The sequence below is a fragment of the Bradyrhizobium sp. WSM2793 genome, from assembly GCF_000379585.1.
In the GTDB taxonomy this organism is placed as follows: Bacteria; Pseudomonadota; Alphaproteobacteria; order Rhizobiales; family Xanthobacteraceae; genus Bradyrhizobium.
In genome coordinates this window covers 61,881-76,086 of the sequence record NZ_KB902813.1, presented here as the reverse complement: position 1 = coordinate 76,086, position 14,206 = coordinate 61,881, and the positions used below count along the sequence as shown (strand labels likewise).

Sequence of the window (14,206 nt, the reverse complement as noted above, 5' to 3'; positions counted from 1 at the left end):
GAAGGATGGGCTACGGGTTGCGGTCCATCCTTCGAGGCTCACCTTGCGATGCGGACGCATCGCAAGGTGAGCTCCTCAGGATGACGGCGGAGTTCGTGGTGGCAGTGCATGGCAGATGCCCACACACCCAATTGTCTTGAGCCCTCACCCTCGACCGTGTAAGGCGCCGATAGTCCCACCCAGGTGCCCCCTTGAACCCCCTTCCCCAAAATCCCGTGGCTGCGTCCGGCTCGTTCGCGGCGATGAAGTCGGTGCCGTACCGGCTCCAGTTCGGCTCTTACGTGCTGGCGATGATGGCCGACAACATCGAGCATGTGATCAGCTATTGGGTGGTGTTCCAGAAATTCCATTCGCCGGCGCTGGCGGGTTTTGCGGTGCTGTCGCACTGGCTGCCGTTCCTGCTGTTCTCGGTCGCCGTCGGCGGGCTTGCCGACCGGTTCGATCCGCGCCGCATCATCCAGTGCGGCATGCTGCTGTTCATCGTGGCATCGAGCGGATGGGGCTTCTTCTTCATCACCGATACGATCCAGATGTGGCACGCAATGCTGCTGCTGGTGATCCATGGCTGCGCCGGCGTGCTCTGGCAGACGCCGAACCAGCTCTTGCTCTACGACCTCGTCGGCCCCGCCGACCTGCCGAGCGCGGTGCGGCTGAACGCGATGGCGCGCTATCTCGGCATTCTGGTCGGGCCTGCCGTGGGCGGAATCATCATGCTGACGCTGGGCACCTCGCACGGCATCATCTTCAACACGCTGTTCTATCTGCCGATGCTGCTCTGGCTGTTCTGGGCGCCGGCGCGCGACAGCAGCGTGGCGGTGCGGCGCTTTGCGGTGCGCGGCCTTGCCGACATCGTGCTGACCATCCGCGCCATCGGCACCCAGCCGACCCTGACGGCGATGACCTGGCTCGCCGGCCTCACCTCCTTCATGATCGGCAACGCCTATCACGCCCAGATGCCGGGCTTTGCCGGCGACCTCGGCCATGGCGATCCCGGCGTCTCCTATAGCGTGCTGCTCGCGGCGGATGCGGCCGGCGCAGTGCTCGCCGCTATCGCGCTGGAGTCCTGGGGACGTGAAAGGCACGCCGCGCACCGCGATCACGCTGGCCATGCTCTGGAGCGCGGCGCTGCTCGGTTTCGCCACGGTGCGGATCTATCCGGTTGCGATCGTGCTGCTGTTCTGCGCCGGCTTCTTCGAGCTGTCGTTCAACACCATGGCGCAGGCCCTGGTGCAGGTGAATGCCCCGCACGACATTCGCGGCCGCGTCGTCGGTCTTTATAATATGGCGGGGCTCGGGATGCGGGCGTTCAGCGGCATCACGGTCGGGCTGTTTGGCGCGGCGATCGGCATTCACTGGTCGCTCGGGCTGTCCGCCGCGGTGCTGCTGGCGCTGCTGGTCTTGTTGCAGCGGCGGGCGATGAGGCCGGCTTGAGCACCCTCCGGGTGTGGCTTTTCGAACGCATCGTGTCTGTCCGTTTCCGCCGCACCCAATCCTAACGCGGCATTAACCCTATGCACCTTAGGGTCGTCCCGGACTCCGCCCGGGCGGGGGGTCGGGTGTTGAAAATGGCGTTGGCGAACAAAAAATTTCTTCCTGCCGCCGAAGAGCGTCGGCGTTTCCAGCGGGTGAAGGTGCACCTGCTCGGCCGCTACATGCTGCCGGACCGCCGCGAATTCCCCTGCCAGGTGATCAACATGTCGCCGGGCGGCCTCGCGCTGCTCGCCCCCGGCATCGGCAATGTCGGCGACCGCGTCGTCGCCTATCTCGACCATATCGGCCGTGTCGAGGGCAAGATCACCCGCATCATCGACAATGGCTTTGCCATGACGATCGGGGCGACGCCCCGGAAGCGCGACAAGCTCGCCGCGCAGCTGACCTGGCTCGCCAACCGCGACATCCTCAATCTGCCGGAGGACCGCCGCCACGACCGTATCGTGCCGCGCAACCCAATCGCGGTGCTGACGCTCGAGGACGGCACCAAGATGACCTGCCGCATCATCGACCTCTCCTTGTCCGGCGCGGCCATTGCAGCGGAGAACCGGCCGCCGCTGAAATCGACGGTCATGCTCGGCCGGGTCCAGGGCCGCGTGGTCCGAAACCTCGAAGACGGGTTCGCGCTGGAGTTCGTCCACGCGCAGCCGATCGAGACACTCGAAGAGAGCGTTACCGCGCGGTAAAGCGCTAGGACGTCAAAACCCCTGTATTTCCAGCCCCGAAGGCGGCCTCCGCGATGCGGACGCCGCCTTTTTCGCGCGTGATCATGGGCCTCGCGCCGGTTAACGCGCGGCCCGTTTGGTTGAAATGGCGGTTCCGCCAGCGTTTCCGCGTTAATCGATAAAATTTGAATCAATTGCAGTTGTTTCAAATTTTACGAGAATTCGATTCAAGTATAGATCGAATTCGCCGCGCCTTTTACTTGTATTCGTCTCGACTTGACTTGACTGACTTAGCGGCAACTCAAAAGCTCCGTGCGAAATGTGGTCCCAACAAGAAACGGGGGCCGCAATGTTTGACTTCAAGGGACAGGGGAAAGGGCTGGCGCTGGTTGCCATGCTCTTCGGGATCAGCGCGGCAGCGCAGGCCGGCGAAGGCCGTCTGCTCTACGCGAGCCTCGGTGACACCACGCGTGCGCCGATCGGCTGGGTCGAGTTCTGCGCGGACAATACCGCTCAGTGCCAGGGCACGCCGGCACAGCCGCGCGACATCGTGATGTCGCAGGCCGCATGGCGCGACCTCGTCAAGGTCAATCGCTGGGTCAACGAGACCGTCAAGCCTTTGACCGACCAGGAGCACTGGGGCGTGATCGAGAAATGGTCGCTGCCGACCGACGGTTACGGCGACTGCGAAGACTACGTGTTGTTGAAGCGCAAGATGCTGATCGATGCCGGATGGCCGCGCCAGGCCCTGCTGATCACCGTCGTGCGCGACAAGAAAGGCGAAGGACACGCGGTGCTGACGGTGAAGACCGACAAGGGCGAGTTCGTTCTCGACAATCAGAACGAGAACGTCGTTGCCTGGACGGAAACCGGCTACCGCTTCGTCAAGCGCCAGTCGCAGAGCGATCCCAACGTCTGGGTCTCGCTGGGCGATACCAAGCCGGCGGTCTCCACCGCCAGCGCCAGAGATTAAGAACGAGACAAGGAGTTACGCGACCCGGTCACATCCCCACCCCTCCCCGTCCCAGACCGGTTCGCGCGCGGCCAGCCATCCCCCAATGGCTGGCCGCAACTTTTTGGGGTTCTGCGATCAGCCCTGTGAGGACCAAGGCACGCGCGCGGCAGTGAAATCGCGCCAGGTGCCTTGCAAGGCGGGCTTGACGCCGATCGATGCACGCGCCTGCCAGCCGGCGATCGCGGCGGCGGCGATGGCGCTATCAGGCTCGGCACCGAGCCCGTCGAGCAGCGAAGCCGTGACCGCCATGTCGTTGAAGACGCCGAGCTCCTCCTGCAAACCGGCGAGCCTGCGGGCAAACTTCCTCGCGGACTTGCGATCGGCAAACAGCGGCAGCAGAAACTCGCTGAGATAGCGCAGCCGTTTGGTCGCGAGCCGCACCCGGTGCAGCTCCTCCATCGTGAGCGACTTGAAGCGGCGGCCGCGCTTCAGCACCTTGGCGTACTGCTCCGACAGAATGCGCTGCGCGAAGTTGACGGCGGGCTCGGCGAGCCGGCCGAGATCTTCGGCGGCGACGTCGTTGCGCCAGCCCCGCGTCTCGATCCAGTTGCCGAGGCCGATCAGGAACATGGCGCAGCGGCGATCGTCGAGCGCGTGATGCGCCTTGCGATAGGCGTCGGACTGGCGTTCGGCCGCAGCCCGGCCGAGCGCATCGAAGCCGGCGATTGAAGGGCAAGCCTTCGCGATCGTCGGCAAGGTCTCGCGCTGGAACACGTCCCAGTCGCGTGCGGCGGACAGGTCCTGCGCCAGCCAGCGCGCCTCCGAGCGCAGTGCGTCGAGATTGCTGAGCGCGCCGACCGAGCGCATCAGGTCGAGCGCCGATCGAATCCGGCGCAGCGAGACACGCAGCTGATGCACGCCTTCCGGATTGCGCCCGTCCTCGGCCGCCGGCAGCGACTGAAGCAGATGGAGAAAGCACGAGCGCAGGATCGTCGCGAAGGCTTCGTCGAGCGTCACCGAAGGATCGAGGCGAAGTTTTCGCGGGCGTCGTGCCGAGGGCGGCGCGCCCGCGGCAAGATCGAAGCCACGCGCCGACTTGCTGCGGATGGACGGCTTCACCGCGCCGTGCTCTGCAAGCCGCAACGCGACCTCGTAGATCGTGCTCGCACTGCCGCTCTTGAGCTCCAGCTCGATCTCGCTCACCGGCAGCGATCGATCGCTCGCCGTGAGCACGCCCTGGTCGAACGCGATCTCGACCGTGCCGGACGGCAGGTCGATCATCCGCGCGTGGCGATGGACGTCGGCGGTGAAGATAGCTTCGAGTGGCTGCGCTTCGAGATGGTTGCGAAGCTTCTCCGGAATGAACGGCATCGCCAGAGCGAGATCGGGCGCCAGCGAGGCCACGCTCGCCTCCCACTCGCCGCGGCGCAGCGGATCATCCGCTGTGTCGGTCTTCACGGTCTGCACGAAGCGCGCGCCGCTCTGGCGAACGCGCAGGCTCAGGCCGTTGCGCCGAAGCATCCGATCAGGCGTATCATAGTAGACGGATTTGAGGTGTTTTCGGGAGCCCTTGTTGCGCGCATTCGCCGCAATGACCGGCGCGGCGTTGAAATGCGCCATGCGATCGGCATCGACGACCAGCTTGAGCTCGATCTCACCGGGGTGCGCGACAAGGCTCGACCGAGTTGGTTCCGGAGCAGGCGGGGCATCTTGCGATGGCGTCTGATCACCCACAGCGCCCTCGACGATCGCAGGTTCCGCGCCGGGCTCGGCCGGTTCAATCTGCCTGAGAAAGCCGGCGACGACTTGCGTCCTCTTGTTGTCCTTCGAGACAGGATTTCCGTCCGGCGCACTCGAGGTTTTGCGAGCCGGTGTTGGGTCTGATTTCAGCATTTACGATGACATGACAGTTTAATGACAGAGCGACAGCATATAGCCCGTCAGGCCGGCGAGGAATAGTCACGTTAGTCGCGCTGCCTGATCATCGACACGACGTGCCAGACGCAGAAATCCGGCAAGGCTTGTCACAATTCGGCGTGCCATGACGAACTAAATTGCCCCGGAGCGCAGCAAGCGACCGATTTGACGAGCGAAATTCGCTGTTCTCGAAACCGAAACGAACGCATCAGCGAGTTTGACTCATGCTAGCCGAGAAATTCTTCCTGGTTCTGGAGACGCTGAGAAGCCATGCCTCCGACGACAGGCCCGGAATTATGACAAGCCCTGGACGGCCTGCCGCGGTTCCGGAGATCGCGGCCGGTCCGCGGCGCATCAGCCCGGTTGCGGAGGATCGCCCCTAGCCACGATCCAATCCCGCCACCTCATCCTCTGGCAGGCGCGCAGGATGTGATCCACGCGCGCACTCGTCAGCGTGCGAGGATGTTCTTGTAGACCTTGCCGCCCTTCATGATCACCACAAAATTCCTCGCGGGATCTTCGACGAGCTTGATGTCGTCGAGCGGATTGCCGTCGACCAGCAGGAGATCGGCGAACGCGCCCTCCTCGACCACACCGAGCTTGCCCGGATAGGGATTTCGCGGACCGGACAAGCTCAGCAATTCGGCATTGGCCGACGTCGCCATGGCCAACGCTTCGGCCGATGTGTACCAGCGCGTCAGCGCGGCCAGCATGGCGCCCTGTCGATCCGCCAGCGCCTGCGAGAACAGGACGTCGGTGCCGAACGCGGTCTTGATGCCGTACTTCTTCGCGAGCGCATAGACGCGGTCGGTTCCAGCGACCACCTGCCTCATCTTGTCCTGCTCGGCGGGTCCGAGCGCGGCTGCAGCGGAGATATCCAGGAACGGTTGCGTGCTCAACCAGATCCCCTTCTCCGCGATCAGCTTGGCGCTCGCCTCGTCCATGAGATGACCGTGCTCGATGCATCTGACGCCAGCCGCGACCGAGCGCTGGACCGCGACCGACGTATAGGCGTGCGTCGCAACATAGGTGCCCCAATTGTCGGCGGCTTCGACCGCCGCGCGCAGCTCGGGCTCGGTGAAGGTGGAGACGTCGAGCGGACTGAAGGGCGATGCAACGCCGCCGCCTGCGGTGAGCTTGACCTGCGAGGCCCCTTGCATGAGCTGCTCGCGCGCGCGCACACGCACCTCGTCGGGACTGTCGGCCACCATGCTGCCGCCGATCCGCTCCATGCGGCTCAGCATGCCGCCGATCGTTCGCGGCAGATCGGAGAGCTGGCGGAAGTCGCCGTGACCGCTGGTGACGGTGATTATGGCGCCGGAGGGATAAATGCGGGGACCTGCGACGAGGTCCTCGTCGATGGCCTGCTTGAGGCCGAAGCTCGGCCCGCCCATGTCGCGCACGGTGGTGAAGCCGCGCATCAGCGTGGCCGTCGCCTCGCTGGCGGCGAGCAGGTTGTTGTAGCCGATATCGCCCGCAAGCGCGGCCATCGGCGTCGGGCGCACCAGCATCGCGTGCCAATGCGCGTCGATCAGTCCCGGCATCAGCACGCGGCCGCCGCCGTCGATCACCTGACCGGCGGCCGCGATGTCCGCGGTCGAGATCTTCTCGATCGTGCGATTTCTGACGAGGACGTTGGACGCGGCTGACAGCGCGGCGCTCTTGCCGTCGAATATCCGGACGTTGCGAAACAGGACGGCGGAGTCCTGCTGGGCCGGCGCCGAGGGCGCGCTGCCGAGGATCATTGCAACGGCCGCAAGCAGCGTGGCGATTCCGGACACTCTGGCCGGCATCCTCAAACCCGTCATGGCCGGCCTCCGCTGAGGTGCAGGGCTACGCGAGGGGTGATGGCAGGCACGCAACTTCTGCGTGCCATTTGACGCCGACGTCCGGCCGCCGTCAACTGGCCACCACGGCGGCAAATATGCAGTCCTGCCATCTGCATTGGCGGGAGGTCGCCGCGGTCGGCTCCAATTTGAATCAAAGAGATATCGCCGCGTGCGAGATCAGCTGCCGAACGCGCCTCGCTCACGCGCCCGGCACGTCGGCGAGGTTGCTCGCCTCACTCTGCGGCTTCAAGATTGGCTGGCTTCTCGATATCGCCGAGCGGAGACACGGCAGGGCCGTTGAGCGCGGTGCCATCAGGGGCGAATTGCGAACCGTGACACGGGCAATCCCAACATTGCTCGAGCGCATTCCAGTGCACGACGCAGCCGAGATGGGTGCAGCTTGCCGAATGCAGATGCAAATGTCCGTTTCGGTCCCGGCACGCCGCGATCTTCTTCAGGCCGCTGCGGACAAGGCGCCCCTCCCCGGGGCGGAGATGTTCGACGCCGGCGATCTCGCTCGCCGTCAGATACTCCGCGAAATTCTTCAGCGGCGTGATGTTCTCGCTGATGAATTCGCCGATGTTCTTCTGAATCTTGCGGGCCGGGGCGTAGACATCCTCCCACGGGCTCGCGCCGGTCATGACGAGATCCGCAATCAGCATGCCCGCCACCAGCCCGTTGGTGATGCCCTGTCCGGAGTCACCGCTGACGATGAAAAGGTGCTCCTCGCCGGGGCTGCGGCCAATGAAGCCGACGAAATCGCTCGGCTCCAGCACCTGACCTGACCATCGATGAGTGACCTCGCGTAGCGCCGGCAATCGCTCGCGCGCCCAGCGTTCGAGCGCGGCAAGGCGCTGTGCGCCGTCGTCCGCTTCACCGGACTTGTGATCTTCGCCGCCGATGATGACGAGATCCTCCTCCGCGGAGAGCGGTTGAAGCCTGACATAGTGATAGGGATCGAGCGTGTCCCAATACAGCGCATCCTCCAGCGCGCCGGCCGGGATTTTGGCGGCGAGAGCATAAGTGCGGTAAGGCGCCTGCTTGGTATGGATCGCCACTTGCACATTGACCGGCGAGTTCGTCGCGACGACCACGTCGGCGGCGTGGACCTCGTAGCCCGAGGCGGTCGTCACGATCATGTCGCCACGCTCTTGCCGGATGCTTTCAACGCAGGTGTCGCCATAGAGCTGCGCCCCGCGGCGCTGAAGGGCGCCGGCTAGGCCAGCAAGATATCTGGTCGGGTGCAGGCGCGCCTGGCGGGAAAAACGCAACGAACGCACCACACCTCCAGAATGGAACACGGTCGGCTCGGCGCAATCTTCGACGGGGATCCCGAGCTTGCGACAGCAATCCAATTCCTCACCCAGCTCGGATGCGGGCGTTTCGGGCGCCTGCACCCAGTAACCGTCGACACGCCGAAAATCGCAATCGATGTGCTCGTCGCGCTGAATGGCGTCGGCGCGGTCGATTGCGGCTTCGACGCTCTGATAATAGTGCCGCGCACAATCAGGGCCGCGGACCCGGACCAATTTGCCGTAGCCATCGTCGAGCGCCGTCGCCAGATGCGCCGTGGTGCGCGCCGTCATCCCGCTGCCGATGCCGCCGCGGTCGAGCACCGCGACCGAAGGTCCATGGCAGGCCAGTTCATAAGCCACCGACAGCCCGGCTATTCCGGAGCCGATGACAACGACGTCTACGCCCACGGTGCGCGACAGCGCGGGGGCATCCGCGACCGAAACATCCATCCAGAGCGATCGCGTGTACTCGTCCCGTACGTTCATGATGCTGCTCCTTCGAAAACAACAAACGATGCGGCAGAACGCGAGTTCCTACCCGCCCTCCGCAGCGCAAAGCCATCGAAAGTCACGGCGTTGATTAGGAACCTTCGTCGCGCTCGCGCTTGAACCGGCATGAAAGATCCATCACCCGGGATGCGCAGGGCATTACGTCATGCCCAACTGTACGGACACTTGCTGGTCCGAAATGACAGGCTGTATTACCCAGGAGGTAACCATCCGATCTGCTCGGTGCAGCTGGCACGGGAGATGGTCAGGTCAGGATGGATGACAAAGCGAGGCGGCGACTACGAGATCACTCCGGACGGACAGCTCGCCGCAGAGCGCGCACTCAACCACTGACGCGGGTTCGTGGCTCCGGCGCGGATTCCTGGCGCCTAAGATCGGTGCCGATCAGACGCCCAGCACGTCCGCGAGCCGCAGCTCGTCGGCGGCGGGGTCCTTGAGGAACAGCTCGTCCTCGATCTCGGTCAAATGCGAGAGCATCTGCGCGCGCGCGGCCTGCTTGTCGCGGTTGCGGATGGCGGCGACGATGCCGGCGTGATGATCGGTGCCGCAGGCCGGCGTGTCGTGGCGGCGGTACAGCAGGATGATGAGCGAGGAGCGCGCGATCAGCTCCTTGAGGAAGCCGAGATAGATGCTGTGATCGCTCATCTCGGCGACGAGCTTGTGAAACTCACCGGAAAGCCGAACCGAGGCGCGCGCGTCGCCGCGGAGCTCGGCCTCGCGTTCCTCGGTAAGATGTTGCTGGAGACGATCGAGCCAGGCCGGCGACATCGCGTCGATGGCGTGATCGACGATGGTGGGCTCGATCAGGCGCCGCGCCTCGAACACCTCGCGGGCATCGGCGGGCGTGGGACGCGCGACGAACGCGCCGCGGTTCTTCTCGATGTTGACGATGCCCTCATGCGCAAGTTGCTGCAGCGCGGTGCGGACCAGCGTGCGGCTCGCGCCGTAGATCTCACCGATCTCGTCCTCGCCTAGCTTCGTGCCCGGCAGCAGGCGATGCTCGAGGATCGCGGCGGTCACGCCCTCCCGGATGCGGCTGACGCGATCGCTCGCATCTGGCGCGTCGAATTTGGGGCGGGACTTGGCGGCCATTGGTTCGACAGTTGGGCTTGAGGGCGATCGACGACGTTCGCTTCGAATGTTAGTCGACGACCTGTATCCAATCACAGGCGAAACTTTATACAATCTTCGCCCATTTTGTGTGCAATTGACTGTGCAAGCGGCGGGCAGCCCGGATGCCCAGGATTCGATCTAACGATCTGACTCCACTGCACAGTTTCGGAATTCGGCCGGCCAAGCGGCGGTTGGCACGGACCTTGCGGAGAGAGCCCGGAAGCACCGCCCCTCCTCGGACACGCCATGGCCACTCCCGCCGCTCTCGAACTGGTCGCCGTCACCAAGCGCTACGACACGACGCTGGCGGTCGACACCGTCAATTTGAAGATCCCGGCCGGCACCTATTGCTGCCTGCTCGGCCCGTCCGGCTGCGGCAAGACCTCGACCCTGCGGATGATCGCGGGCCACGAGGCGGTCAGCGCGGGCGACATCATCCTAGGCAGCCAGAACGTCACCGACCTGCCGCCGGCCGAGCGCGGCACCGCGATGATGTTCCAGTCCTACGCGCTGTTTCCGCATCTCAGCGTGATCGACAATGTCGCCTTTGCGCTGAAGATGCGCGGCGTCGACAAGCCGACGCGCCACAAGCGCGCCGGCGAACTGCTCGAGCTGGTGGCGATGAGCCAATATGCGGGCCGTCTCCCGGCACAGCTCTCCGGCGGCCAGCAGCAGCGCGTTGCGCTCGCCCGCGCGCTGATCACCGAGCCGCAGATCCTCCTGCTCGACGAGCCGCTCTCGGCGCTCGATCCGTTCCTGCGGGTGAAGATGCGCGGTGAATTGAAGCGGCTGCAGCGCGAGCTCGGCATCAGCTTCATCCAGGTCACCCACGGCCAGGAAGAGGCGATGGCGCTCGCCGACCATATCGTGGTGATGAAACACGGCCGGATCGAGCAGCAGGGCACGGCCCGCGACATCTTCCACCATCCCCGCACCGAATTCGTGGCGCGCTTCATCGGCGGCCACAACGTGCTCAGCGACGCCGGCAAGCTGATCGCCGTGCGCGCCGATCAGCTAGGCATCGCGCCGTTCACCGACGGTGCGTTCGGCGCGCCGGCGCGGCTGATACAGACCGAGTACCAGGGCTCCTACATCGCCGTCTCGCTCACGCTCGACGACGGCACCGCCCTGTTCTCCCACGTTCCCGAAGCCACCTTCGACGTCCACCCGTTCCGTCCGGGCGATCGCGTGCTGGCCACCTGGGATCCCGCCAAGGCGCAACGCCTGCAATAGCGCCGATCGATCACTGGAATGCGCAACAGAGGAGTGACTGACATGAGCGAGACCACGAGGACCAAGGGCGTCAGCCGCCGCACGCTGCTCAAGGGCACCGCCAGTCTGGCCGGCCTTGCCGCCGGCTCCGGCGCCATCACCGGCTTTCCCTATGTGAAGTCGGCCGAGACCAAGGTGCTGCGCTATCTCGGCACCGCCGTGAACGAGGGCGACGACATCTCCAAGCAGTGCCTGAAGGACACCGGCATCAAGATCGAATACATCACCGCGACCACCGACGACGTCACCAAGCGCGTGATGACCCAGCCGAACTCCTTCGACGTGCTGGACACCGAATATTTCTCGCTGAAGAAGATCGTGCCATCGGGCAACATCCTCGCGCTCGACGCCAGGAAGATCAAACAGTTCGACAACATCACGCCCGTCTTCACCAAGGGCGAAACGCCCGGCGGCAAGAAGATCGGCGGCCAGGGCACCGCGCCCTGGAAGGTGCTTTATCTCGAAGGCAAGGACTCCAAGAAGTTCGCGACCTCGGCGACTGAATTCGTCACGCTGATCCCGACGGTCTACAACGCCGACACGCTGGGCATCCGCCCCGACCTGATCAAGCGTCCGATCAGCTCCTGGTCCGAGCTGCTCAACCCCGAGTTCAAGGGCAAGGCCTCGATCCTCAACATCCCCTCGATCGGCATCATGGACGCCGCGATGGTCGTGGAAGCCACCGGCAAGTACAAATATGCCGACAAGGGCAACATGACCAAGGAAGAGATCGATCTCACCATGAAGGTGATGACCGAGGCCAAGAAGGCCGGCCAGTTCCGCGCGTTCTGGAAAGACTTCAACGAGAGCGTCAACCTGATGGCATCAGGGGAAACCGTGATTCAGTCGATGTGGTCGCCGGCAGTCACCAAGGTCCGCTCGATGGGCATTGCCTGCACCTTCCAGCCGCTGAAGGAAGGCTATCGCTCCTGGGCTTCGGGCTTCTGCGTCTCCAAGGGCGTGTCGGGCGCGAAGCTCGAATGGGCTTATGAGTTCGTGAACTGGTTCCTGTCCGGCTATGCCGGCGCCTATCTCAACCGCCAGGGCTACTACTCCGCCGTGCTCTCCACCGCGAAGGCGCATATGGAGCCCTACGAGTGGGCCTATTGGATGGAAGGCAAGCCGGCCGAGAAGGACATCAAGGCGCCCGACGGCTCGCTGCTCGAAAAGGCCGGCGCCGTGCGTGACGGCGGCTCCTATGAGGACCGCATGGGCGGCGTCGCCTGCTGGAACGCGGTGATGGACGAGAACGACTACATGGTCCGCAAGTGGAATGAGTTCATCGCGGCGTAATGGACATGTCGGAAGAGGTCCTGCAACAGGCGTCCCCGGGCTTGATCCCGGGGTCGGGCACAGCGCGCGCGGCAAAGCCGACGCGCCTGTCGCCCTCCTTCATCTCCTGGCTTCAGGCCGGGCCGATGATGTTGGTGTTTCTGGCCTTCTTCCTCATTCCGCTCGTCTTCGTCGTCATCGTCTCGTTCTGGGACTACAACGAATACCAGTTGCTGCCGGCCTTCTCGGGCCGCGGTTACACCGACACGTTCGAAGGCTGCATCGCGCAGCTGCCCGATCTCTGCACGATCGGCAAGACTTATCTGAAGACGCTGAAGCTCTGCTTCCTGGTCTGGGCGATCACGCTGTTCATCGGCTTCTGGGTCGCCTATTTCCTCGCCTTCCATGTCAAGTCCAAGACCTGGCAGATGGGATTGTCGCTGCTCTGCACGATCCCGTTCTGGACCTCCAACGTGATCCGTATGATCGCCTGGATCCCGCTGCTCGGGCGCAACGGCCTCGTCAATTCCGGCCTCGTCAAAACGGGCCTGATCAACCATCCGCTGGAATGGCTGCTGTTCTCCGAATTCTCGGTGGTGCTGGCGCTGGTGCACCTCTTCACCTTCTTCATGGTGGTGCCGATCTTCAACTCGATGATCCGCATCGACAAGTCGCTGATCGAGGCCGCCTATGATGCCGGCGCGACCGGCTTCCAGACGCTGGTCAACGTCATCATCCCGCTGGCAAAGCCGGGCATCGTGATCGGCTCGATCTTCGTCATCACCATCGTGATGGGCGACTTCATCACCATCGGCGTGATGGGCGGCCAGCAGATCGCAGCTGCCGGCAAGATCATCGAGACGCGGGTCAACGCGCTGCAATTCCCGGCCGCCGCGGCCAACGCCGTGATCCTGCTCGCGATCACCTTCCTGATCATCACCATGATGTCGCGCATCGTCGACATCAAGAAGGAGCTCTAGAGCATGAAGGAAGGACGCCCGCGCTCTTTCTACGTGCTCGCGATCTTCTTCGCGGCCTACGTGCTGTTTCTCTATGGGCCGATGATCGCGATCTACGTGCTGTCGTTCCAGGGGCCGCAGGGCGGCCTCACCTTCCCGATGAACGGCGTGTCGACCTTCTGGATCGCAAAACTGTTCCAGGGCACCGGCATCGTCGATCTCGGCGCGGCCTTCCGCCGCTCGCTGCTGCTCGGCGTGATCGTGATGATCGTCACCGTCGTGCTGTCGGTCGCCGCCGGCATGGCCTTCCGCAGGAAGTTCAGGGCGCAGAGCATTCTGTTCTATTCGGCGATCGCGAGCCTGATCGTGCCTTCGATCATCACCTCGCTCGGCATCTCACTTGAGTTTCGCATCATCGACGATCTGATCAAGGCGCATTGGAACGAGAATTTCGAGACCTCGATGGGCCTGCTCACATCGGGTCTCGGCGCACACCTGACCTGGACGTTGCCGTTCGGCCTTCTGATCATGTTCGCGATCTTCAACCGCTTCGATCCCCGCCTCGAGGAAGCCGCGCGCGATCTCGGGGCGACGCCGTGGCAGACGTTCCGCCATGTCGTGCTGCCGATCATCCTGCCTTCCGTGATTGGCATCGGCCTGTTCGGCTTCACGCTGTCCTGGGACGAGCTCGCCCGCTCCAGCCAGGCGATCGGGGCGGTGAATACGTTGCCGCTCGATCTGCAGGGCCTGACCACCACGGTGACGAATCCCGACATCTATGCGCTTGGCACCCTGATCTCGGCTGTCTCGTTCACGGTGATCACGCTTGCGCTCGGCACCATCCACATGCTCAACAAGCGGCAGGCGGCCAAGGGTTCGGACGCCGGCAAAGGCCTTGTCTGAGAAGGGACTTGTCTGAGAAGGGACT

10 protein-coding genes and 1 pseudogene are annotated in these 14,206 nt (G+C 64.1%); 7 read left to right on the top strand and 4 right to left on the bottom strand.

Features of this window, described 5'->3' with window-relative positions; all coding sequences use genetic code 11:
* Positions 1 to 242: 242 nt before the first annotated feature.
* The 3 genes and pseudogenes from A3AS_RS0134965 to A3AS_RS0134955 all read left to right on the top strand — a co-directional run bounded on the left by A3AS_RS0134965 (position 243) and on the right by A3AS_RS0134955 (position 3,129).
* A pseudogene (locus A3AS_RS0134965) lies at positions 243 to 1,431 on the top strand (MFS transporter).
* A gap of 134 nt (positions 1,432 to 1,565) precedes the next feature.
* Complete coding sequence (locus tag A3AS_RS0134960) at positions 1,566 to 2,177, top strand: PilZ domain-containing protein (RefSeq protein WP_026202686.1); 612 nt, start codon at positions 1,566 to 1,568, stop codon at positions 2,175 to 2,177.
* Between the two features lie 328 nt (positions 2,178 to 2,505).
* Positions 2,506 to 3,129 carry a transglutaminase-like cysteine peptidase gene (locus A3AS_RS0134955; protein ID WP_026202685.1) on the top strand — a complete coding sequence of 208 codons (624 nt, stop codon included), beginning with the start codon at positions 2,506 to 2,508 and terminating at the stop codon, positions 3,127 to 3,129.
* Between the two features lie 117 nt (positions 3,130 to 3,246).
* Here A3AS_RS0134955 and A3AS_RS0134950 read toward each other — a convergent pair whose 3' ends face one another.
* From A3AS_RS0134950 to A3AS_RS0134935, 4 genes are all read right to left on the bottom strand, one after another.
* On the bottom strand, positions 3,247 to 5,004 hold the full coding sequence (locus tag A3AS_RS0134950; RefSeq protein ID WP_018322122.1) for a CYTH and CHAD domain-containing protein: 1,758 nt from the start codon (positions 5,002 to 5,004) through the stop codon (positions 3,247 to 3,249).
* A gap of 473 nt (positions 5,005 to 5,477) precedes the next feature.
* A complete protein-coding gene (locus tag A3AS_RS0134945; RefSeq protein WP_026202684.1) occupies positions 5,478 to 6,836 on the bottom strand; it encodes an amidohydrolase family protein in 1,359 nt (452 codons plus the stop codon).
* Positions 6,837 to 7,090: 254 nt separating this feature from the next.
* Positions 7,091 to 8,638, bottom strand: a complete 1,548-nt coding sequence (locus tag A3AS_RS0134940; protein WP_026202683.1) for an FAD-dependent oxidoreductase — start codon at positions 8,636 to 8,638, stop codon at positions 7,091 to 7,093.
* A gap of 408 nt (positions 8,639 to 9,046) precedes the next feature.
* Positions 9,047 to 9,754 (bottom strand): GntR family transcriptional regulator, encoded by a 708-nt coding sequence (locus A3AS_RS0134935; RefSeq protein WP_018322119.1) that lies wholly within the window; start codon positions 9,752 to 9,754, stop codon positions 9,047 to 9,049.
* A 267-nt stretch (positions 9,755 to 10,021) separates the two neighbouring features.
* On the opposite strand from A3AS_RS0134935, the gene A3AS_RS0134930 reads away from it, so the two are divergent.
* Genes A3AS_RS0134930 through A3AS_RS0134915 form a run of 4 tightly spaced genes read left to right on the top strand, consistent with a single transcriptional unit; the run spans position 10,022 to position 14,181 of the window.
* Positions 10,022 to 11,008, top strand: coding sequence for an ABC transporter ATP-binding protein (locus A3AS_RS0134930; RefSeq protein WP_018322118.1), 987 nt, complete (start codon positions 10,022 to 10,024; stop codon positions 11,006 to 11,008).
* A gap of 42 nt (positions 11,009 to 11,050) precedes the next feature.
* Positions 11,051 to 12,340 (top strand): PotD/PotF family extracellular solute-binding protein, encoded by a 1,290-nt coding sequence (locus tag A3AS_RS0134925; RefSeq protein ID WP_026202682.1) that lies wholly within the window; start codon positions 11,051 to 11,053, stop codon positions 12,338 to 12,340.
* Positions 12,340 to 13,299, top strand: a complete 960-nt coding sequence (locus A3AS_RS0134920; protein ID WP_018322116.1) for an ABC transporter permease — start codon at positions 12,340 to 12,342, stop codon at positions 13,297 to 13,299. Before A3AS_RS0134925 ends, A3AS_RS0134920 begins: the two co-directional genes overlap by 1 nt.
* 3 nt (positions 13,300 to 13,302) lie before the next feature.
* Positions 13,303 to 14,181, top strand: a complete 879-nt coding sequence (locus tag A3AS_RS0134915; RefSeq protein WP_018322115.1) for an ABC transporter permease — start codon at positions 13,303 to 13,305, stop codon at positions 14,179 to 14,181.
* Positions 14,182 to 14,206 lie beyond the last annotated feature (25 nt).